This is a genomic window from Lentimonas sp. CC4 (assembly GCF_902728235.1).
GTDB lineage: Bacteria > Verrucomicrobiota > Verrucomicrobiia > Opitutales > Coraliomargaritaceae > Lentimonas.
Window position 1 is genome coordinate 2,306,306 of sequence record NZ_CACVBO010000001.1, and the last position, 21,360, is coordinate 2,327,665.

The 21,360-nt window shown below is 49.6% G+C and carries 18 protein-coding genes; 4 read left to right on the top strand and 14 right to left on the bottom strand.

The annotated features are described in order from the left end of the window. Positions 1–100: 100 nt before the first annotated feature. Together lexA and GZZ87_RS10010 are read right to left on the bottom strand one after the other, a co-directional pair. Positions 101–742: a transcriptional repressor LexA gene (lexA, locus tag GZZ87_RS10005; RefSeq protein WP_162027221.1), complete on the bottom strand. Its 642-nt coding sequence runs from the start codon at positions 740–742 to the stop codon at positions 101–103. 358 nt (positions 743–1,100) lie between these two features. Then, on the bottom strand, positions 1,101–3,227 hold the full coding sequence (locus GZZ87_RS10010) for a DNA gyrase/topoisomerase IV subunit A (protein ID WP_162027222.1): 2,127 nt from the start codon (positions 3,225–3,227) through the stop codon (positions 1,101–1,103). A 184-nt stretch (positions 3,228–3,411) separates the two neighbouring features. Between GZZ87_RS10010 and GZZ87_RS10015 the strand changes: the two genes are divergently transcribed. Further along, complete coding sequence (locus GZZ87_RS10015; protein ID WP_162027223.1) at positions 3,412–5,217, top strand: phosphoenolpyruvate carboxykinase (GTP); 1,806 nt, start codon at positions 3,412–3,414, stop codon at positions 5,215–5,217. A 75-nt stretch (positions 5,218–5,292) separates the two neighbouring features. Beyond that, positions 5,293–5,925, top strand: a complete 633-nt coding sequence (locus GZZ87_RS10020; RefSeq protein ID WP_162027224.1) for a hypothetical protein — start codon at positions 5,293–5,295, stop codon at positions 5,923–5,925. A 150-nt stretch (positions 5,926–6,075) separates the two neighbouring features. Here GZZ87_RS10020 and fucU read toward each other — a convergent pair whose 3' ends face one another. Together fucU and GZZ87_RS10030 are read right to left on the bottom strand one after the other, a co-directional pair. Next, positions 6,076–6,513, bottom strand: coding sequence for an L-fucose mutarotase (gene fucU / locus GZZ87_RS10025; protein WP_162027225.1), 438 nt, complete (start codon positions 6,511–6,513; stop codon positions 6,076–6,078). Positions 6,514–6,726: 213 nt separating this feature from the next. Then, entirely contained in the window at positions 6,727–8,523 is a 1,797-nt protein-coding gene (locus tag GZZ87_RS10030) for an L-fucose isomerase (RefSeq protein WP_162027226.1), read from the bottom strand. A gap of 81 nt (positions 8,524–8,604) precedes the next feature. Here GZZ87_RS10030 and GZZ87_RS10035 point away from each other — a divergent pair, with 81 nt between their 5' ends. Then, complete coding sequence (locus GZZ87_RS10035; RefSeq protein WP_162027227.1) at positions 8,605–9,453, top strand: AraC family transcriptional regulator; 849 nt, start codon at positions 8,605–8,607, stop codon at positions 9,451–9,453. Positions 9,454–10,227: 774 nt separating this feature from the next. Here GZZ87_RS10035 and GZZ87_RS10040 read toward each other — a convergent pair. Further along, entirely contained in the window at positions 10,228–12,261 is a 2,034-nt protein-coding gene (locus GZZ87_RS10040) for a recombinase family protein (protein ID WP_162027228.1), read from the bottom strand. Between the two features lie 913 nt (positions 12,262–13,174). Here GZZ87_RS10040 and GZZ87_RS10045 point away from each other — a divergent pair. Continuing rightward, the gene (locus GZZ87_RS10045) at positions 13,175–13,603 is read left to right on the top strand and encodes a hypothetical protein (RefSeq protein ID WP_162027229.1); all 429 of its coding nucleotides are present in this window, start codon (positions 13,175–13,177) and stop codon (positions 13,601–13,603) included. Positions 13,604–13,654: 51 nt separating this feature from the next. Here the strand turns inward: GZZ87_RS10045 and GZZ87_RS10050 are convergent, their stop codons facing one another. The 9 genes from GZZ87_RS10050 to GZZ87_RS10090 all read right to left on the bottom strand — a co-directional run bounded on the left by GZZ87_RS10050 (position 13,655) and on the right by GZZ87_RS10090 (position 21,177). After that, entirely contained in the window at positions 13,655–14,473 is an 819-nt protein-coding gene (locus GZZ87_RS10050; RefSeq protein ID WP_162027230.1) for a hypothetical protein, read from the bottom strand. Between the two features lie 15 nt (positions 14,474–14,488). After that, positions 14,489–15,328, bottom strand: coding sequence for a hypothetical protein (locus GZZ87_RS10055; protein WP_162027231.1), 840 nt, complete (start codon positions 15,326–15,328; stop codon positions 14,489–14,491). A 218-nt stretch (positions 15,329–15,546) separates the two neighbouring features. Then, positions 15,547–15,789: a hypothetical protein gene (locus GZZ87_RS10060; protein WP_162027232.1), complete on the bottom strand. Its 243-nt coding sequence runs from the start codon at positions 15,787–15,789 to the stop codon at positions 15,547–15,549. A gap of 3 nt (positions 15,790–15,792) precedes the next feature. Next, the gene (locus GZZ87_RS10065; protein WP_162027233.1) at positions 15,793–16,413 is read right to left on the bottom strand and encodes a hypothetical protein; all 621 of its coding nucleotides are present in this window, start codon (positions 16,411–16,413) and stop codon (positions 15,793–15,795) included. A gap of 191 nt (positions 16,414–16,604) precedes the next feature. Continuing rightward, a complete protein-coding gene (locus GZZ87_RS10070) occupies positions 16,605–17,243 on the bottom strand; it encodes a hypothetical protein (RefSeq protein ID WP_162027234.1) in 639 nt (212 codons plus the stop codon). A gap of 76 nt (positions 17,244–17,319) precedes the next feature. Then, entirely contained in the window at positions 17,320–17,892 is a 573-nt protein-coding gene (locus tag GZZ87_RS10075; RefSeq protein ID WP_162027235.1) for a hypothetical protein, read from the bottom strand. Positions 17,893–18,006: 114 nt separating this feature from the next. Then, on the bottom strand, positions 18,007–19,317 hold the full coding sequence (locus GZZ87_RS10080) for a hypothetical protein (RefSeq protein ID WP_162027236.1): 1,311 nt from the start codon (positions 19,315–19,317) through the stop codon (positions 18,007–18,009). A 131-nt stretch (positions 19,318–19,448) separates the two neighbouring features. Beyond that, on the bottom strand, positions 19,449–20,054 hold the full coding sequence (locus GZZ87_RS10085; protein WP_162027237.1) for a hypothetical protein: 606 nt from the start codon (positions 20,052–20,054) through the stop codon (positions 19,449–19,451). A 382-nt stretch (positions 20,055–20,436) separates the two neighbouring features. Continuing rightward, positions 20,437–21,177, bottom strand: a complete 741-nt coding sequence (locus GZZ87_RS10090; protein WP_162027238.1) for a hypothetical protein — start codon at positions 21,175–21,177, stop codon at positions 20,437–20,439. Between the last annotated feature and the right edge of the window lie 183 nt (positions 21,178–21,360).

Genomic DNA, 21,360 nt, shown 5'->3' on the forward strand with positions numbered 1-21,360 from the left:
GCAGGACGCAGTCGAAACTTTGTTTCGGGGGCGGGGCTTGCCGGCTGCCATTAACCTGCGGTGAGCAAATGTCCTGACAGGCAGGAATGCCTGTATCACTTTACAAGCTGCGGACGACTGCTTTGGCGACGCCTTGCACGCAGAGTTCGGTGACAGGGTAGAGCTCTGGGTAGAATTTGTTTTCGGCTTTTAAATACGGTGGTTCACCAGCTTTTTGGATGTAGCGTTTGAGCGTCGTCTCGCCATCGATTAGGGCGGCTACGATGTCGCCATCGTGTGCGTCGCGAGGCTCGATGATGACCATGTCGCCATCGTAAATTTCGGCATCGACCATACTCTCGCCACGCACTTGGAGTGCGAAACTGCGGCGACGGCTGGAAAAGCCTGCGCTTTGAATGTCGACTTGTAGACGGCCAATCTCACCAGCTGGCTCGACGCGGTCAGGATAGCCCGCTGCGATTGCGCCCATTACGGGGATGTCGACAACTTCAGTCGCTTCCTCAGGGATCTCGGGCATGTCAGGTGAGTCGGGGCGATTGATGCGAAAGGTGCGGGCTTGGCCGGGGATACGCTCGATCATTTCCTTCTTCTCGAGGGCGCGGAGGTGCCCCATTACGGCATTGGTGCTAGCGAATCCGAACTTCTCCTGGATCTCACGAATACTCGGCCAGTAGCCGTTGCGCCATTCGTAGTTCTCGATGAAAGTGAGGATTTCTTGCTGCCGTGTGGTTAGATCTTTCATAGTGTTCACTTGTTTAGGTGAACGATTGAGCATTGTCAAGCCGAGGCTTTGCTCGAATTGTTCAAAGGCGCTGCCTCTCACGGTTGGGGATCGCCGTAAAAAGCGAATATTCTTAAAAGGCGAGATCGCCGCCCTTCGCTTTTGCTATCTCACAGGACTCTTTGTTGGGGACGTCGCGTATCTGCGAAGTGCTTACGATCTGTGGGTGCAGAGGTATGCTTATCTCGTTCGCTCTCAGTTATTGCCGAGGACGAATATGCGGCTGGTATGGCGGAGGTCTGCGGCACGACCGAGCTCGCCTAGTCCGGAGATTGCGTGACAATGTCAGTGTCGCAGTTTCGGTAGGACTTCCTGTCTGTTACCGATTCTCGGCTTCCTCTCGAGCGGCTTTGGTCATGCGAACCACGTTGCGGACGGGGTTCTTCGTGACGACGTTACCTCCAGTGGCGCGGCCGCGGACGGCGAGATCGCGGAAGAGGATCTCTTCTTCGGTCTTACGTAGGCGAGGGGCTGGCTTGAGGTTGACTTTCACTGCATCTGGATCGCCGCCTTCAGTGGCGTAGCAAGAGATGTAAAAGACGCGCGAACCAGCCTTACCTTTAGTGAGGTCGTATTCTTTGTCGCGTGTGACCCCGCCGATGGTGAAGTGCTTAGCCACTGTCGGGCCGGTGCGTCCATCGCGATACACCATACAGTAGGTAAGGGCGTTGGGCTCAGCGCGGTTAAACACGTTGAGGTGCAGGATGTTTTTTCCAAAGAAGGCCTTCTCGCTGACCTTTGAGACGATCAGCTTGCCTTCTTGATTGATGGAAATGATATCATCCATGGTAGAGCATTTACAGACGGACTCGTCCTTCTTCATGCCGTAACCTGCGAAGCCTTCCTTGTAATCGACGTAGAGGGTCTCGTTGGCGATGACCACTTCGTGCGCGAGGACTTTTTTGAAGGAGGCGAGCTCGGTTTTGCGCTCGCGACCTTTGCCGTAGTTTTTAATCAGCTCCTTGAACCAGCGGATGGTGTATTTGGTGAGCTGCTTAAGGTGGCGTTGTGTTTCCTCGATCCGTTCTTCGAGGCCTTTGATCAGTTCGTCGGCACGAATCGCGTCGAACTTCGAAATGCGCTTAATCTTGATTTCGAGCAGGCGCAGGATGTCGTCGCGGGTGATTTCGCGCTTAAAGAGCTTCTTGTAGGGCTTGAGGCCGACATCGACGGTTTCGATCACGGCTTCCCATGTCTCTTCCTCTTCGATGCGGCGGTAAATGCGCTTTTCGATGAAGATTTTTTCCAGTGAGGAGAAGTGCCACTTCTCTTCGAGCTCGGCGAGTTCGATTTCGAGCTCCATCTTGAGCAACTCGCGAGTTTTCTCGGTTGCTAGGTAGAGAAGGTCTTGGGCTGAGTAGAAGTGCGGTCGATCGTTCTCGATGACGCAGATATTCGTCGAGATGGAGACTTCGCAATCCGTGAAGGCGTAGAGTGCTTGTTCGGCAGTCTCTACGTCGACGCCAGAGGGTAGATAGACGAGGATCTCGACGGTGTCGGCAGTGTTGTCCTCGACGCGCTGGATCTTGATCTTGCTCTTTTCGTTAGCGGAAATGATCGAGTCGATCAGCGAAGTGGTGGTTTTGCCGAAGGGTAGCTCAGTAATGGCGAGCAGGTTCTTTTTACGCGCTTCGATGCGGGCGCGGCATTTCACGCGGCCACCGCGCTTGCCGTTATTGTATTCGGAGACGTCGGCGATGCCGCCGGTCGGGAAGTCGGGCACGATCTCGGGCGTCTCTTTGCGTAGAAACGAGATGCAGCCTTCGAGGAGTTCGATGAAGTTGTGCGGCAGGATCTTACAAGAGAGGCCGACGGCGATGCCTTCGGCGCCTTGCGCCAGAAGTAGGGGGAATTTGACCGGCTGGGTCTCGGGTTCCTTGTTACGTCCATCGTAGGAGGCGAGCCAGTTGGTGGTCTTCGGATTGAAGACGACTTCGAGGGCAAATTTGGATAGGCGCGCTTCGATGTAACGTGCGGCAGCGGCGGAGTCGCCGGTCAGGGTGTTGCCCCAGTTGCCCTGCATGTCGATGAGTAGCTCCTTTTGACCGAGTTGCACCATGGCGTCGCCGATGGAGGCGTCGCCGTGCGGGTGGTATTTCATCGTGTTGCCGATGACGTTGGCCACTTTGTTGTAGCGACCGTCTTCCAGCTCGCGCATGGAGTGGAGGATGCGGCGCTGCACTGGCTTGAGGCCATCGTTGGCGTGCGGCACGGCGCGTTCAAGGATGACGTAGCTGGCGTAGTCGAGGAACCACTCGCTGAACATGTCGTCCACGTGGCCAGAAAGTGGCTTTTGCTCGAAGATGTCCTCGGTCTCTTCTGGGGCCGTTTCTAGCTCGGTGCCGCTCTCTGCGTCGAGCGCTGGCTCGGTGCTGCTGTCGTCAGCAGGAGTGTCGAGCGGGAATTCTAGGTTGTCGTCGTCTGAGGGCTTTTTGTTACGAGGCATCTTGGGAAAGCTGTAGGTCGGGTCCGTCGAAGGGCAGGGCTTCGATCAATTGCTTATTTGAGAGATGGAGACGGATGGGTTTGGTTCAAGAGTGAATTGCAGGTTTGTTGTGATTGGTGGAGAGTTTTTTTGGATAATGCCCCTTTTTGCTTACCATGTGCACGCTTTTTGCTACGCTTGAGTCATGTCTACTAATGATCACCCTAAGACTGAACATCAGGCGCTTTTAAAGTGGACTGAGAAAATGATAACACTTTGCGAGCCAGCTACCGTGCACTGGTGTGATGGCTCGCAAGCCGAAGCTGATGGCCTTTTCGCCGAGATGGTGAAAAAGGGAATGTGCGTGAAGCTCAATGAGCAGAAGCGGCCGAATAGTTACCTGTTTCGTTCCGATCCCAACGATGTGGCACGGGTGGAATCAAAGACTTTTATTTGTTCGCAAAATAAAGATGGTGCGGGCCCGACGAATAATTGGGAAGACCCACGGGAGATGCGTCATAAGATGAAGGAGCTCTTCAAGGGCTGCATGCATGGGCGCACGATGTATATCATTCCATTTAGTATGGGGCCAGTCGGTGGGCCAATCTCGAAGATCGGTGTCGAAATTACGGATTCGCCGTATGTCGTCGTTAATATGCGCATTATGGCGCGTATCGGTGATCAAGTGCTTAAAGTGCTGGGGACAGACGGCTTTTTCGTGCCATGTCTGCACTCTGTCGGGTGTCCGTTGGACGAAGGGGTGGAAGATGTGGCCTGGCCTTGTAACCCGAAGGATACACATATCGTGCATTTCCCTGAGGAGCGCACGATTGTTTCTTACGGTTCTGGCTATGGCGGCAATGCGCTGCTGGGCAAGAAGTGCCTCGCGCTGCGCATCGCATCGACCTTGGCTCGCGACGAGGGCTGGATGGCTGAGCACATGTTGATTCTTGGCGTGGAAGAGCCGGATGGGCGTAAAACGTATGTGACTGCTGCTTTCCCGAGTGCTTGCGGCAAGACGAACTTCGCCATGGTCATTCCTCCGAAAGAGATGGAGGGGTATAAGGTGACGTGTGTGGGCGACGACATTGCATGGATTAAGCCTGGAGAAGACGGTTGTCTCTATGCGATCAATCCCGAAGCCGGATTTTTCGGTGTCGCTCCTGGCACGTCGTATCAGACAAACCCCAGCGCGATGGATTCTTGCTCGAAGGACTCCATCTTTACCAATGTTGCTTTAACTGACGACGGTGATATCTGGTGGGAGGGCATGACGGAGGAGGCTCCAGTGCATTTGATCGACTGGAAGGGCAACGATTGGACGCCTGAGAGCGAAACGCCGTCCTCGCATCCGAATAGCCGTTTCACTGCACCAGCAGAGAATTGCCCGGTCATTGATGAAAACTGGGAAAAGCCTGAGGGCGTGCGAATTCATGCGATGGTCTTTGGTGGGCGCCGTATGAGTGATGTGCCGCTCGTTACCCAAGCCTTCAACTGGGGGCACGGTGTGTATCTCGGTGCAACGACTGGTTCGGAAATGACGGCTGCGGCTGAGGGCACGATGGGTGCGCTGCGCCGTGACCCGATGGCGATGCTGCCGTTCTGCGGGTATCATATGGGCGATTATTTCCGCCATTGGATCAAGATGCAGCGTAGCCTCAAAGAGACGCCGCGCGTGTTTAATGTGAACTGGTTCCGTAAGGATTCTGAAGGTAAGTGGCTCTGGCCTGGGTTCGGTGAAAATATGCGACCACTACGTTGGATCGTCGAGCGGGCGACTGGCCGTGCTGGTGCGAAAGAGAGTCCGATCGGCTGGATGCCGCGTTATGACGACCTCGACTGGCGTGGTATGTCTGATTTTACGGAAGTCGACTTTGATAAGTTGATGCATATCGATCGTGATCGACTCAAAATGCAGACGCTGCAGCACGAAGAGCTCTTCCTGAAGCTCTTCGAGCACTTGCCGAAGGAGATGATCTTCGAGCGTGAGTTGTTGATATCGCGTTTGTAGGCGAGGGGGTATGATCCGCTGAGCCTGCGCTTGTCGGCGAGTTTCACTCGTATCAATTGAAACTCGTCGACGGTATTGTTACCGAAAAATCTTGGCATGATCGTTGTGCGCTCGTTTGATCGCCGCACGATGAAACCATTCTTCTGCCTACTTACGCTGCTACTTCTTGTCTCCTGCAAGAATACTGAATTGACCCTAATCAACACTGGTTCGGACCCGAATTGGTTGGGTGAGCCTCATTATGAAGTGCTGGTGGCCGTGCTCTCGTATAACCCCGAATTACGTGTGATGTTTGAGAATGAGATGGTCGAGGAGCTGAAGAAAGAAGGAATCAATGCGGTGCCGTCGTTTACGGTCATGCCGAAGTTGGCTTCCTTGAATGCTGCGACATTCACTAAATTTCTCGATGCGGATCCGACTTTGGCTGTTCTTTTTGCTCAGGCAAAGAATGTGCAAAAGGAACAGACTAGTTCGACGGCAGAGGAGCCCAATGTCTTCTCAGGTTTGTTTGGCGGCGGAGAGTGGGATACCACATTCGTGGCGACGATGGAGACTGCGCTCTACGTGAATGGGCAAACCGATGCTGTCTGGTGGAATCGAGTGCGCTTGGAAGCTAAAGAGACAAAGGTTAAGGAAGTCGTTGAGCGGTATGTGCGTAATACCATCAAAGCGATGAAGCAAGGCGGCGCAGTTAGCCGTTTAAAGTAGCCTCGGGTTGCGGGGGGAGGTTGAGAGCGTTGTGAATGTTTGTCGTTCGCTAAGTCAGTTGGAGACGGGGCCCAAAAAAGACAGGGACTCCTGACTCGATGGTCAGGATGTCCCTTTATTGAGCAGGGTTACTGCTGAGGGCGTAGCCGACTACCCCTGAATCGGCGTAACGCCTTTCTTCAACAGAATGTTACCGTATTTCGCGGTCTCACCGGTCATGACGACGGCGAATGCTGCTTCGGCGCGGTCGTAGAATGCGAACCGGTCAATGCGTGCGATCGCGGGTGCTTCCGGTGCGTGCTTATCGATTGCTGCGCGGTAGGTGCTCTCAACTTGTGGATCGAGCGAATCACCTTCGACGGCGGCCATCATCACGAGTGGGTCGGGCACATAGGCGTCGAGCTCTAGCAAGGGTAGGATTGCCTCGAGTAGGGCGTCGATCTTTAGGCCGTCCGCGCGGATGACTTTGTCGTTGAAAGAATCCGCTGGAAAGTGTGCATCCGCGAGGATGATTTCGTCGCCATGCCCCATTTTTGCTAGAGTGGCGAGTAGTTCAGGGGAAATGAGTGGAGAGATACCTTTGAGCATGATGAGAATTAAGAATTAAGAATTAAGAATTAAGAATTAAGAATTTGGAGACTGAGACAAAAAAACTCCCGTGCCGCCTAGGGCAACACGGGAGTTTCGAAAGTGTTAGTGAACGTCGAACACCGAACGTTCAATATCGAATCTTGAATTGCACGACCACGATACGGGAAGCTTCATTCTATTCAAAGTTGGACGTTGGACGTTCGCTCCTGCTTAGGTGTAAAGCGGGCCGTAGGACTCGCAAGCGCGGAAGTCTGCGCCTTCGCGGTCGGATGTGCCGAATGCGTTCCATGAGCTCGGGCGGAAGATGCGCTCTTCACCCACATTGTGCATGTAGACTGGAATGCGGAGCATCGAAGCGAGTGTGATGTAGAGATCACCAACGTGACCGGCAGTCATGACACAGTGATTTGCGCCCCAGTTGTTCATCACTTCATAGGTCGAGCGGAATGCGCCTTCCCCTGTGAGGCGTGGTGCGAACCATGTAGTCGGCCAGCTTGGGTTGGTGCGCTCGTCCAGTGCGTCGTGCACGTTTTCTGGAAGTTCGACTGTCCAGCCTTCAGCAATCTGTAGGCAAGGGCCGAGACCCGCAGCGAGGTTGAGGCGAATCATTGTAGCCTTCATGCCACCCTTGGTCTTGAAGCGTGTGCTCATGCCGCCACCTGGGAAGTATTCCGTGATGGATGGGTGCCAAGTGGTGTTCTTGAGGCTTGCTGCGGCTTCCTCGTCGGTGATTTCCCAGAAGGGCTTCATCGTTGGGTTGCCATCCGCATCTTTCTGGTCGCCTGTGCCATCAAGTGCAGCAGGGCCGGAGTTGATCAAGTGGAGTAGGCCGTCTGCACCAGCGCCTTCGAGCTTGTAGCCGTCAGCAACACGAGCCACTGCATCAGGGCTCCAGTAAGTGCGAAGGTCAGCGAAAATCTGTGCGCTGTTTGTCAGGAGTTGACCAAACAACATGCCAGCGCCGTTGAGAGCGTCGTTCTCTGTCGCGACGATGTAAGGAGGGCGTTTGCCGTTCCAATCGAAGGATGTGTTGAGGATCGCTTCCATGAAGTCGCCATTCGGGAAGTGGTCTGTCCATTGGCGTTGGCCTTGAAAACCAGCAGCGATCGCGAGGTGACCTTGGGCTTGCTCGCCGAAGCCAGCTTTTGCGAGCTCGTCGTTGCCGACCATCAAGTCGCGGGCGATAAGCGCCATCTTGACCGAATCAGTCCACTCGGAGTCGAGTTGCTCACGGCTGCGTTGTGTGTCTTCGCTGTTGTAGTCTTTGCCTTCTGGGCAGTTTTCTTTCACCCATTCGAGGGCTTTATCAAATTCAGCTTGGTCGTAGATGCCCTTGTTCATGCGGCCGACGAACTCTGTCATGTCGATTGCTTCAACACGCATGCCGAGTGTGCGCTCCCAGAATGAGGAGTCGACGACGGAACCTGCGATGCCCATCGAAGTGCCACCCATTGAGAGGTATGCTTTGCCCTTCATGAAGCCAACTGCGAGACCTGCACGTGCGAAGTTGAGGAGCTTCTCAACGACGTCTTCTGGCATTGTTTCGTCACCAGCTTCTTGCACGTCCTTACCATAAATACCGAAGGCTGGGATGCCTTTTTGAGTGTGGCCAGCAAGTGCTGCTGCCAGATACACAGCGCCAGGACGCTCGGTGCCATTGAAGCCCCAGATCGCTTTCGGGCGATGTGGATCCATGTCCATGGTCTCAGAACCGTAGCACCAGCAAGGGGTGACAGTGAGGCTGAGGCCAACGCCTTCGCGCTTGAATTTTTCTTCACAAGCAGCTGCTTCACGCACGCCGCCGATGTTGGTGTCTGCGATCACGCATTCGACCGGGCTACCGTCTGGATTGCGAAGCTCTTTCGTGTAGAGAGCAGCGACGCGCTTTGCCATGTTCATTGTGATGTCGTCAAGCGACTCACGGACGCCACCAAGGCGTCCATCAATTGTGGGGCGAATACCAATTTTGGGAAAAGAGAATGGATAATTATTCATGACCCGCATCATAGCTCAAATCGCACTTGCCTGTTAGTGATATTACTGACTGTCTATGGATATTATTGAACAGAAAATGACGCCACTTATTGTATGGAAAGATCCTCTTTAGAATTATCGCCTCAAGTCCGTCAGGGGCGCTATGCAAACTTCTCCAGATCAGTTGATGCAGCTGACTATATCTTTATGGCAGGCTATGAGGAGTGTGCGCCAGATTACTTTATTGAACGAAATGATTCTCCGTTCTGGACGCTTGAAGTGATTGTCGGCGGGCATGGTTTCTATCGTGAGGGCAAGCAGATGCGTCAATTGCGGCATGGGGCAGTCTTTACGCATGGGCCTGGAGTGGCTCAGCATTTTGGTAATGAGGAAGAGCGACCGTTTCGTAAGTATTTTTTTGTCCGTGGTGGAGCGGCATTTCCTGAGGCATGGGAAGCGATTGGGCTCCATCCTGGGCGTATGTTACAGCTCGGCGATGTCTCGTCGCTGGTCGGAATATTGGACAGAATTGTGGATGAAGGGGAGCAGAGTGATGTGCAGACGGCTCCCGTCGTCGACGGCTTAGAATCTGTGGTCTTGGCGCTCATTGCACGCCATCAAGGCTCTGCTAGCGGTGAGAAATCTGCCTCTCGCGTGGTGTATGACTTAGCGATGGATATTCTGCAGCGCGAATATAAGAACCTGCACGCCTTGTCGGACTTATCGAAGCGTTCGGGGTATAGTAGCGAGTATCTCTGCCGGATCTTTAAAAAGTATCACGGCGAGTCGCCGTATCAAGTATTACTACACAGAAAAATGAGCGCGGCATGGCTTTTATTGCGCGATGGGCAACTCCAAGTCGGCGCCGTCGGTCGGGAGCTCGGCTATGAAGATCCACTCCACTTTTCGCGGGTTTTTCGGAAGGTCATGGGCTGTGCGCCAAGCTCAGTCGGCGCGCGGTAGGCACAAAAAAACTTTCGATGGTGTGTCGGAAGTTTTTTATATTGGGGTGTCTAGTCTCCAAATGAATGGTGGAGGTGGCGGGAGTCGAATCCGCTATCTATTTCGCCGTTAACTACCCGTAGTGGTGCTATTTCACTGTGTATTAGCTGGTTGCGAAGTAATCGTCATTTGCCCGATTTCGTGATTTTTGCAGCTATTTCGTGGTTTTTGAAGCTATTCCGTCATAGTTCTGTCAATGTGTCATGGGGCTATTCACTGCTGTTAGATCAAGGAATTAAGAGATTCGAGCTTTGTTCAACACTATGATACGACTTTATGATTATAGATGAACTACTCTACCAACTGAGCTAAGGTGTCTTGCGGGGTTGGCATCGAATGTAGTCCCGAAACGCTTCAGCATTGTCGAGGAATTGCATTTGTTCTTCGGTTTTTTCGTTACTAGTTTTCTTCATTGCTGGTTTCCATGGTTTCTGATTTCGCGACCGCTCAGCCTTCTGGCTTTGCCGCAGGGAAACCACCTCAAAATTTCATCAACTCACGGTATGCCGCCAATGACAGCTATCTGTTAGTTCGATCCCAGACTGAGCAGCCATCTTGAGAGATTTGCGAACCAAGCCACTAAGTGGTAAACACCGGTTCGTAAATCTCTCTTTTTGTATATACTTACGAAATACTGATGCTGTTTACCACTTTGTCGTTGGTTCGACTTTCGAGTGATTGAGCTTTTCAAATCCCCTCTTTTGAGAGCGATTCTCATTAAAGTGGTAAACACCTTCAAGCAGACTTGATTCTAGTTTCGATAGCCTTGATTTGTTTAGCGGGTGACAACTCGATAAGCTGTTTTCTGAAGCTTCTGCTCACTGAGCGGATCTCCGTCGGTTGACGTAGAGAGCTTATTAAGATTTGAGCTCCTTCAGATAATTCAAGCCATTTCAGCACATGAGATACGGCACCATTGCTTAGTGCTTTAGATCGGGCGAACTCATTCTGCCCAATGCTCAACTCCTCCATTTCCTTTTTCCAGCGGATCGCTCGGTGGATTTCGTGCTCGGTTTTCTTGGGGCGCTTTCTGGTTTTGGGTGCCTTGTGTCCGCACTCCTTGTGGACGGGGGAGAGTATGGCGCAATTCTCCGTCGGTTTCTTTCGGCAGTGGGCGATTTCTAAGGGGATGGTAAATCCGCTCTTTCGGCCTGCGCTTGGATGTTCTTCGCCGAAAAGCGTGTGTATGGCTTCGGTGCGCAGGCGCACTTCAACACTGAGATGTCGTCTGGAATCCCTGTTGCGTCGAGCGTTCTCGTTTATGGGGTCTTTGGCCTTTCCTCCGTCTCGGACGATGATGGATTTGAATAGCAGCCTGTAGAGCTCTCGCTGCTCGTCTTCTGGTAAGCATTTAACCGCCTCTGCGAAGTGGGAGAGGGCGTTCTGAAATTGCTCAGTCGTGAGCACATCAGATTTTAGTATATCGACTTCACGGTTTAACCGAATCTCCTCAGCAACCAGATCGTTTTTCTCAACGGTAAGGGCTTCAATTTTTTCCTGTAGCTTTTCGCCTACGGCTGTTCCTGTTAGTTGGAGAACTTTTTCGACTACCTTGTCCACTGCAGTGTCCAGATCTTTCAACTGACGACGAATCGCCTGACGCTCTTTCGATAATCCGCGAATCTTGGTGGTTTTTACCTTGGGAGCGCTTTCGACAAGTCTTGTGGCTACTTCCGGATTGGCTGCAATCTCGCCGAAAGCTTCCATCAAAAGTGATTCCATGAGACGTGCGGGCACCCGACCAATATCGCAAGTCGATTCATCTCCCTGTTTCTCATGCTTCGAGCAAAGGTAATAAAAGTATTTCTGCATGGAGCCGTCCGACTTTCGCTTTGTCGAGAAGCTTGGCTTCATGGCCGAGTTGCAACAACCGCATCGGATGAGTCCTTTGAGTGGCAGGAAATTCTTGTCCCTTTTCTGAGTGATAACCTCTTCCTTGCGAGGCCGGCTATCCAAAGCGACTTGGGCTTTATCCCAGATTTCATCGGAGACGATGGATTCCGCTGCTGAAGGGAATTCCTCTGCATCGTGAATAAGCACGCCCTTATAGATCGGGTCTCGCAAGAGAGTAAGGACGTTCTCGATTCGGAACCGCTTGCCCCCGGTGACCTTTCCTTTGTTTGAGACGCGCGTGCGCGTCCTGATCTTTCTAACGTTCAGATCGTTAACAATTTCCATCGGCGTCATGCCTTGTATCACCATTTCGAAGATTTGTAAGACCACCTTGGCATCTTCCGGTACGATATAAAGTCTGCCCTTTTCAATGCCGTATCCTGGTTTGGGTACCCCGCCGTGCGTGAGGTCTTCTTGGAGGCGTGATAGTATGGAACGCCTAACATCCTCTGAAATAATATTACTGGTAAGTTCTGCGAGAGCCCAGAAGATGCTACGCACGAATATCTCATAGGATGTGTCAGTTCCTCCAGGTTGTGTCGTTGAAACCAGGCGTACTCCATGTTCTGCAAGCGCCTGATCAAACTCGTGTCCCAATCGGCTGTTTCGGAAGGCTCGGCTGAGCCCGTAAACCAAGACAACGTCGGCTTTCCCCTGAGACACTAGTGTCCGAACCCTATTAATTCCATCTCGTTTGTCGTTCCGTCCAGTCCGGCCATCATCCGAGATGATTTCAACAATATCCCACCGCTCTCTAATACGATACATCTCCTTTGAGAACTTCCGGCAGCAGTGGGTCTGGCTTTTGATCGAGTCCTCTTCCTTATTGTCTAGCTGCTTCTGGCTGGAAACGCGTGCATAGATGATCACGCGCACAGTTTTAATGTCTCGTCAATGTTTTGTTGTGCACTCCCTTTGCGCACTGGGCCTGAATGCTGTGCGTTGGAGTGGGTCATTGGTTTCTTCCTTTCTCGGTGGCGCAATAGGTCCTACCGGTTTTGTTTAAATAGTCATGCTGAAGGAGTTCTCGTAAGTAGCGACCAGCGGTGGCAGGGCTAATCTTGCAGTTCTGCTCGATTAGTTGCCTAGTGGAAGCGCAATTCTGGATCACATGGTTTAGGATCAGTTTGTGCGTCGGTTTCAGTATGATCTGAGACCCGAATCGATCCCTGTTCATTCCTTCAACTTCATTGATAGAAGGGGAACTCTGTTGATTGTGTAACCACGCTGCTTTGTGAAGCAGGCTTGTAAGCCTATCTTCACCGTTAATTACATTTTCCGACTGTCGTTTCTTGCTGATATAAGCTATTTCGAAATAACTTTCTAAAAAACAAGAACTTTTTGATTTTTAATATCTGAGCAGAAAAACTTTAGCTGAGAACTGAGCACTTCGTTGTTACTGGTTCCAAAGTATCTATAGGACGGGCCTGCTTCATAAGTACCATAGGGCGTAGCTAACGCGAATGTCAGGGAGGCGCGTGCGCTTTTACTGTCTATTTACATATCGCGGTAGCTCTGTCCCTATGGACGGAGAGGCAGATTTCTAGGGTTTTTTAGGCGTTTCTACCGACTAGAAATAAAGTTTTAGGGTTTTTTAGGTCTGTATCCGGTATTTTGATACAAGTGAAGTAGCTTTTTAGGTTTTTTGGGGCATCCGGGCGCAGGTTTTTGTAATAAAATACAAATTTTTAGGCCAGTTGCGGGGCCGTTCCTTTTTTACTATAAATGTAGTGGCGGTGGCTACTGTCATGACGCCTCAAATTATAATACAATATAGAAAGTCATAAACATGAATAAACAAATCATCCTTCAAATCTTCGAAACTCATACTGGGGATAGTGAGCAATCGTATCTCGAGTATGTCATGTATTGTGGTGGCGTCGAAATCGCATCGGGAACAGTTCGCTTGGAAGATGTTGGCGGACTCCTTGAACATCGTGGTCCAATGAACACTGTTATTCCCATCTCCGATCTCACTGCACTAATCGCTCTAGATTATTCAGCCAATGTGTTCCCATATGTAAATAATGATCCAATTGTATATGATGAATGGGTAGCTAGCAGCTATAAAAAGCGACTCGTGCGTGGCTATTCGATTTTGACTGATGACCTCATCGCGGTGCTGCCGTCCAGAGTAAGACGACTTGTCAGAGCAGTTGAGGCTGAAGAGGAATTTCTCGAGATAGCTGATCATGAGTATGAAGATGTGCCGTTTTGATTCACTCTCGGCAGGTTCCCCTTTGTGGGGAGCCTGCAGTAGGCAGGTTTCTTAGTCTTGACTGAGTTCCATGCACCCGAGTTCATGTAAAGCGAGCGGATGCTCGTCGATGCCGTGTATTTCCTCGTTATTGATCTGGTAGTGAATGCAAACTGCGACCGCGGCCGATGCTAGGCTGGTGATTTTGTCATCACTCCAGACTTCATAATGCTCAGGCATTCTGAGCCAAGTGGTCTCGTCGGTATCTCGCGTTCGGAAGTCGTAAGGTAGGTCCGTGCCTTGATATACTGAAAAGCAGGCTACAGAGCAGCTTTGAGCATCGTCGAATAGATTGAAGTGTTCCATGTAGGAATCATAACCTGTATACTGGATACGAGAACCGTCAGCAAAGTTCACTAGACTGCGCTCATAGTAGTCTGTTTCATATATTTGGCTAACCATTCTCACAACTTTTGTCCGTAAGGCTGGTGTCAGGGTTACTCGATCTTCACGATCGCGGTGCTTGACGATACAGTGATTGAATATCGGATGCTGTATCAGTTCTTGTGCCCGCAACACCTTGTTGTCGCCAAGATCCAAATATTCCATGTCATCGGAGGATATGCGGATTTTTGGAATCACAGAGCCATAGGGGATTCGAATGAGCTCGACCCAGTCTTCCAAAAAATGATGCCTGCTTGAGCACAACTTGTGGTTGAGCGACCAATCAAGAGCTTCCTGACTGTTGGCAAGAAGGACTTCTTGATGCCCTTTTCGCAACACAAATTCTCCGGTCGTCGACAACAATAGTTCCTTGTCGTCTGTGTCCGTCTTGGCTGTATATAATCGGCGTGCTCTTCCTATTTCACTGATTTTCCGGAAGGTATACATGTGCTTAACCTCCAGTTAATAATCATATAGTTCCGGTGCCGATTCGTAAGGAAGTATCCCTAAGTCTTGCAGGATTTCTAGCGGATACATGTCGGGCGAATAATTGTACTCGTAATTGATTTGGTAATGCATGTTCCAGGCGATTCCCAGCAGCGCAAGCTTCGTGGGAGTGTCGGTCTTATTTAAGTTGTCGAGATGAACCTTGAGCCATGTGACTTCGTCAAATTCCCGTTGCTTGAAATAGTGTGGAAGGTTCTTTCCTGAAAACACGGAGTAAGTTTCCAGTTCATAGCAGTGTTCGTTAGTCCTGACGTAGAACATCTGAACAAATTGCTCATTGTTGCTGTACCCGATTTGGTCGCCGCTCGGCAACAGAACACACTTCCCCGTGTAATAGTCGGACTCAAAGATGCATTGCACGAAGCACACTACCTTCTCGCGCTGCTTGTTGTTTAGGCGAATGACTTCTTCTTCTCCTCCTTCATGCTGCACGATGCAGGTGTTGTAGGCGGGGTGCTGTATCAATTCTTCGATTCTTAGATTTGGATCGACTGGTGACTCTAATTCTGCGGAGCCACCAAAATATGGGCGAACTTCGGGGATGACTGATTTCCATGGAATACGAACTACTTCAGTGCAGCGTTTGAGGAACTCCGCTTTGTCATGACATAGATCGTGATCAACCGCCCACTCTATGGCTGCTGATTGAGAGGGAAGGATGATTTCTTCCGCACCTCGACATCGAAGGTATTCATTCGTTGTGGCGCGGTAGAGTTCTTCGCTGTTTTCGTCAGACTCTGTTTGAAAAAGAAGTCGGCCGCGGCCGACTTCGCTTAGTGTTTTGAATGTTTTCATTATAATTGATGGTTGATTTGTTTTTTTAGGCTACCTGTCAGTGCTTATTATCTCCCTTTTGGAAGATTGCTTCGAAGTTCAACTGCTATTTCCAAAAACATTCCCTTTATTAGAAGGGATGGGGAATAATTTCGGGACAGTGATATCGGTTGCTGCTGGACTGTTTGAAGTCGCCCCCAGTAAAGAGCTGGGGGCGGTGCTAGATCAGGCGGTTCGTTTCAAAAGCGTGACCGAATGAATTCAACTACGTCGTTGAGAAGTATGAATGCGTGAATTACAATGTATCCGATTATGTGAAAGAGCCAAATGAGTGGGCCATACGCGATGGTTTTGCTTAGGGGAGTGGGATCTCCCGGATCGAGTGTGGCTTCGATGTCCATGCTATGGCACATGTCTATCCAGCTGTAAGTCGCTCCAGCTAGAGACCAAACGATGATAAGAATTAGGATTAAAGTTTTCATTTTTTATGTGAGATCGAAAACGACCAAAACTGTGTTAAATCGCTTTGCCGAGAAGCGGATGAATTCCCCATCAATCACGAGTCTGGCGTCAGATTCAGGATCTTTCCGTCGTTCCAGTTCGTAATCTCTCCAGATTACATAAACGAGTTGCTGTTGTTGTCCCTCCTCTGAGATATCGTCGATGTAGTCGACGAGACGCTCAGTTAATAGCATAAAGGCATATGGGGCTTTCGGTTCGATCCCCCACATTTTATATGGTGAGTTGAGTGATGACAATTCATGCACTTTGGTTCTTTGCTCTCGGGCGATAAAGAGACGATCGAACTCTGTGAGAATTACGAGAGTCTGGTCTGCGAGCGTAAGATGAACTTCGGACAGCGTGCGAGCAATGCAGTCATGTGTGACGTGTTGCGTCACCATGAAGACTTCATGTATGTCTTCATTATTATGGTCGTGGAAATATGCGAGCGAAGGGCTCTCAAATGCGATTAGCGGTTTTTTTGCCTTTTGGTCGTAAAGGATGAATGTCATTGGTGGGATACGCATGAGTTGAGTTCTCGCGGCACCCTTTGAGATGATCTGTGCATTGGCCCAGTTTAGTGTTTTTAGGTCTATTTTGTTCATTTTATTAGTTAGTAAGTTTTGGCGTAATTATACGGTTTATTCACCGTGATATATGGTTGAATATTTGTGGTTCGCGCTCCGGTTTCTCCATGCGTAGAGTAGATATATCGAAGCGATTAAAAGAAAATGCGGCAGGCTCGTTGAGAGCCTGCCGCGTGGATATTATGATTCTATGTTGTTAGGATTATGGCTTAGTCTTGTTCACCTCCTTCCTCTTTGGTCATTAGGATGTGTCGGCCACATTTTAATTCTGTCACCGAGAATTCGCAGAATTCGCTATCAACTGTAATCACCTGATCGACCAGCGAACCTGTCTTTGAGCGGTTTAACTCCATCCATAGGTGTTTCATTATGTCTTTTGAATCGCTGGAATCCGTATACCCGCTGAGTTCATGAATCAGGTTGTTTGATAAGATCATACGGTCATACGGATGCTCGAATGGGAGACCCCATTTTTGCATAGGAGATAACGCTGTTTTGGCTTCTTTTTCAGTCATTTCCAACGTTTCGCCTTTGGTGATACAGTCGTTTGTATCAAGGTAGTATAGTGTCATGTCTTCGGTGCGGATGCGTAATTCCGTAAAGTCATGAGATTTTTGGCAAATCTGGCATTCGCATTTCATTACGATGAAATCGTTGATCTCAAGATCTAGAGAATTGATGAGGGTTGAAAATGCCTCTGAACGAAATGCAAAAATAGGATCCTTTTTCCATTCGACGGTGATGGCATACTGGTCGAGATCGTAGCGCCAAATTTTGGGTGCTAGTTTCTCGCTACTGATCAGTAGGGCATTGGTGAGGTTGATGAATTTTGTTGGGAGTTCTTTCATTATTGTATTGGCTTTGTAAATACAAACGGGGCAGCTGTATCGCTGCCCCGTTTGTTACGTGAGTGTTGTTGAGTGGTTATATTGCTTTTTGCTGATTTATTTTTAGGTCAAGCTCGGCAACGTATTGATCTGCGAGTATTCGTAATGCTTTCAGATGTGGATGTATGTTGATGCTGTTTATCAAAATGTCGGCATTCACATTTGTGAGCGCTGGGAGTTGCTTGTTTTTGATACTCAGTGAGCGTTCGACTGATTTCATTTTTGATCGACTGGCGGTCTTGTAGAGATGCCCTGTCCGCAGGTGGCGCTTTGGCACGACTTGAGATACAAACTCTTCGGCTGCTATACGGTGCACTTTCCAATTTCCGAATATTTTTTTGAGTGTGAGTATCTTTCGGTGTTTGAACAGTAGTAGGTGAACTGTAGTATTCTCTTCATCGGATTCGATGATGTGAAAGTAGGGCAACACTAGCAGATGCGAATTCCATCGGCATCGGATCCGTCCATGGAGTTGAGGCAACGAAAACGTGTTTCGCTGTTCCCATATGGACTGATGTTTCGTGACTTGATTGAGACGATTGATGATTTCAGCCGGAGCATTCCGGCACGACTTGATTTGACGCGTTAGCGTCGCTTGTTTAGTATGCATTATTGATTTGATTATGGTTAAACGCCGATGGCGTTGTTGATCGACCTGACCAACACCCAAACCAATTACAGAGAGTCTCAGGACTCGGTGAAACCGAGACAGGAGACTCTAGAATTATGAGATCTGTGAGACTGCGATTTTTAAAGGTTCCAGTATCGAATGTCTTAGAATTGCCCGTTGACCTTTTTGGGCATGGTAAACAAATGCCAACGCAGCCCGCTGCGAGCGGAAGCCTTTGCTCGCGTGCCACCGATCTGCTGCACTCAGTGACGGGATAACACGGACGATAACTCCATCGGCCTCGCTGGTGCTTAAATAGCAAACGTCTCGGGTATGGTGAAAGTGGCCGACATGGAACTCTCGATGCTGCGTATTGCCCCAGTCTGATGCGGCTTCAGTGGCCATTAACATTGGTAGTGACCGAGCTTTTTCCTCATGACCGTGCGCATAGCCCAGTAAGTTTACTCCGAATCGTATGTATTTCCTAGGCTGATCGCAGTGATTTTGCACCTCCACGCTGTGAGTCGACTCATAGAGTGCGCTGAGTAGCTCGCCGAACGCGATACTGGATATGGAGTCATGATTGCCATTTATGATGAGAACTTTCACTGGAGCCACGCGACGAAGGGTTTCGACAGTCTCGCGGAGTAGTTTTACTCCCTGCCTGAAGTGATGTGGGAAATTGCCACTGACATCCTGTCGTGTGCCTCGACTGGTGGTGTTGCGAAGGTTGTCGACTGTCAGAAAATCACTACCTATTGGCAGGACAATTTGCTCGATGTTATAGGCGAATTTTGCCTGGGATAGAAGATCTGCAACTGCGTTTCGATACAGTTGACAGGCAATGTCCACGTCGTAGGCCTCAGCCGTCTCTTCCACGCAGGAGTAGCGACCTAGATGAAGATCCGGGATCGCAAGTTCTAGGAGGTGGCCATTCTGATTCTGATTATAGCAGAGGTCTATTGGAGTAGGAGCTATATCTCTGATTTCGGAAATTAGATTCCGGATTCCCGCCATGATGTCGGTTTCTTCGTTAGGTATTGAGGGAGTGGCGATCTTATTGCTAATCCCCAAAATGCCCTTTGCCCATTTAATCGCGTCACCAGAAGGCTTCTGGTTCGAGGAAAGCCGTTTCTTGGCGATGGCTTTGAGTTCGCCAGCGCGCCCGGAACTGACATCAAGCCACGCTTGTAACTGACGCCCAGTTGCCTTCTCGGTTAGTGTGAGGATTGCCATCATCTTGTCGACTTTCGTTGGGTTTTCCCATGTTTTCTGCCCGAGTTTTTTGCGCGCATATGTCATTAACGAAGCGGCATGTTGGTAGCGTTTTCCGAGTCTTTCTGCGAATTTGTGGATAGTAATATTGGGTTCGGCCTCCATTATTTGGATGGCGAGTTCCTGCAATGTTCGTTTTGATTTTGTCATAATATTTAGTTTGGTTTTGAGTTGATTTTAAATCGCGAGAGCTACGAAAAGCCTTTGCGTGTGGAGCAAAAAAAAAGATCCGCCGATAAGGCGGATCTTTGAGGAGTGTCATTTTTTGGGAATTTATGTGGTCACGTCGCGGTGAAGGCGACACGACCGCATGGGTATTCTCTGATGACAAAGTTTCCGAGCTCACTGGCGATCACCTGGGGATGATCGCCATGGTAATTCATCCCGTTAGCCAGTGTATGGCGATATACGCTCCAGAGATGTTGGAGTGTGTGGCTTGGATTTGAGTGTGAGGCGGAAAGATTGATCTGTTCGATTAGATCCGATTCCATTAGCATCCGATTAAACGGATACGTAGGTGGTAGATTTTCGTAGTAGGTTAGGACTGGACGCAGGTCGTCGTCTTTATACAAATCTAATTCCTCAAGATGAGTCATTGTATAACTCGCTTCGTTTGAGTCGAAGGCCGCAATTTGACCATTTTGGAGATGAAGGTGAATCAAGGGGGCATCATTATTCGCATTGTAGATGTCGATTTTGACGATGGCATCAGTGATCCTATTTAGCAGTCTGGAAAAACCTACGGATTTGAATTTCAAGATGGGCTCATTTTTTAGAGGTTGAAAGACGGCGTATGTGTCGAGGTCGATTCGGACCAAGGTGTTAAGACAAATAGGAGCACTCAGTATGGTGTGTTCATTGGTTTCAGTTTTAGATAGAATTATCATTTCATTAAAAAGGAGTTGAAGTGACGTGTTTGGACACGGCTTAACCACAAGGATTATAGCAAAAAAAAGCGTTAGTAGCGTTTTGTAGCCTCAGAATGAGGCCCGCAAAACTCTAGGCACCAAACGGGTTATCTCCCCAAGCAGTTAAATCGGTGAAAAGAGCCGCAGAATGCTGAACGTTCACCGTCTCTATGTGCTCAACAGTGAGCACTATATTATTGCCATTATACACATGAGGCAGAGCACGTGGAACGTGTGCACTGCCTCATTTTCGACCCCATCATTTTGGGGGAATGAAAGTACCTTCGTTATGCGCCTCGTTTCCCGGCCTGTTGAGGGAGGCCGGGGCGCACAGAATCAGTTGTTTATTGGAGAGGTCGTTTCATTTTCTTGTCATCGTTGTTTTTGATAGACGAATGACAATGCTTCCATGAACTCCAGTTGTCACTGTGTAGCGCTGAAACAACAGATAGTATTCATCCGGCAGTTCGACGACTTGAAATGGCCGCGTTTCAGGAGCGGTTACATCTGGCCAGGTTTTTGCAAAATACTCACCGTTGAATCCCTTCAGGTTGAGTTGATCCAGTATCTGTTTTCTGAGCGTAGTCGGGTCTGAATCATCGGTTAGTGGATCGTAATTTTTCCACTCGTTCTCTTTCCGGATAAAATTAAATGCTTTGTGACGAATCGCCCCGTAGGCTCCACCCGCGTAGACATGACTGTGGGCGATGACACTCAAGCGGTTGCTATCCAGATGGATGAGCCGGAAATCCATTTCGATTACGCGAAATCCTGGATCCGCTGGGTTAAGATTTTTCGCCGTTTGGGCGAGATCATCGCGGATTCTGTCTAATTCAGTAATTCTATATTTTTCGAGAATCTGGTTGGGGATTTCGTAGTCCGATTTCAAGAAACGTAAACTCTGATAGCGTTCAATTAATTCCGTTTCGAAAAATGCGGTTTCGTTATGATGGATTTTAGAGTATTCGACCTGATTGGGGTGGGCAATATTGGGCTCGTCAATCCCTCGGTAGTTGAGCAGCTCTTCGATTGTTTGGCCCTGTGAAGTAGATTGAGCGATGATTAGGAGGCTTAAGGTTAAGTAGAGTTTTATAGAGCGCATAGACTGGACTTTCGCTCCAGTCAGTTGGGAAATGCGAGCTTTTGATTTAAAATTCTGAAGACAGCAGAATATGGGCAAAGTCATTTTATTCTGGCCAGTGATTTACAGGAGATGTCCACTATCTGTGTGCGCTTATGGCTTGGTATTATTCAGCGACTATGTCTATCTAGTGTCTTCGCGCCA

Coding starts and splice junctions, on each gene's coding strand:
- lexA (WP_162027221.1), bottom strand. CDS start 742: ATGAAAGATCTAACCACACGGCAGCAAGAAATCCTCACTTTCATCGAG.
- GZZ87_RS10010 (WP_162027222.1), bottom strand. CDS start 3,227: ATGCCTCGTAACAAAAAGCCCTCAGACGACGACAACCTAGAATTCCCG.
- GZZ87_RS10015 (WP_162027223.1), top strand. CDS start 3,412: ATGTCTACTAATGATCACCCTAAGACTGAACATCAGGCGCTTTTAAAG.
- fucU (WP_162027225.1), bottom strand. CDS start 6,513: ATGCTCAAAGGTATCTCTCCACTCATTTCCCCTGAACTACTCGCCACT.
- GZZ87_RS10030 (WP_162027226.1), bottom strand. CDS start 8,523: ATGATGCGGGTCATGAATAATTATCCATTCTCTTTTCCCAAAATTGGT.
- GZZ87_RS10035 (WP_162027227.1), top strand. CDS start 8,605: ATGGAAAGATCCTCTTTAGAATTATCGCCTCAAGTCCGTCAGGGGCGC.
- GZZ87_RS10045 (WP_162027229.1), top strand. CDS start 13,175: ATGAATAAACAAATCATCCTTCAAATCTTCGAAACTCATACTGGGGAT.
- GZZ87_RS10050 (WP_162027230.1), bottom strand. CDS start 14,473: ATGTATACCTTCCGGAAAATCAGTGAAATAGGAAGAGCACGCCGATTA.
- GZZ87_RS10055 (WP_162027231.1), bottom strand. CDS start 15,328: ATGAAAACATTCAAAACACTAAGCGAAGTCGGCCGCGGCCGACTTCTT.
- GZZ87_RS10060 (WP_162027232.1), bottom strand. CDS start 15,789: ATGAAAACTTTAATCCTAATTCTTATCATCGTTTGGTCTCTAGCTGGA.
- GZZ87_RS10065 (WP_162027233.1), bottom strand. CDS start 16,413: ATGAACAAAATAGACCTAAAAACACTAAACTGGGCCAATGCACAGATC.
- GZZ87_RS10070 (WP_162027234.1), bottom strand. CDS start 17,243: ATGAAAGAACTCCCAACAAAATTCATCAACCTCACCAATGCCCTACTG.
- GZZ87_RS10075 (WP_162027235.1), bottom strand. CDS start 17,892: ATGCATACTAAACAAGCGACGCTAACGCGTCAAATCAAGTCGTGCCGG.
- GZZ87_RS10080 (WP_162027236.1), bottom strand. CDS start 19,317: ATGACAAAATCAAAACGAACATTGCAGGAACTCGCCATCCAAATAATG.
- GZZ87_RS10085 (WP_162027237.1), bottom strand. CDS start 20,054: ATGATAATTCTATCTAAAACTGAAACCAATGAACACACCATACTGAGT.
- GZZ87_RS10090 (WP_162027238.1), bottom strand. CDS start 21,177: ATGCGCTCTATAAAACTCTACTTAACCTTAAGCCTCCTAATCATCGCT.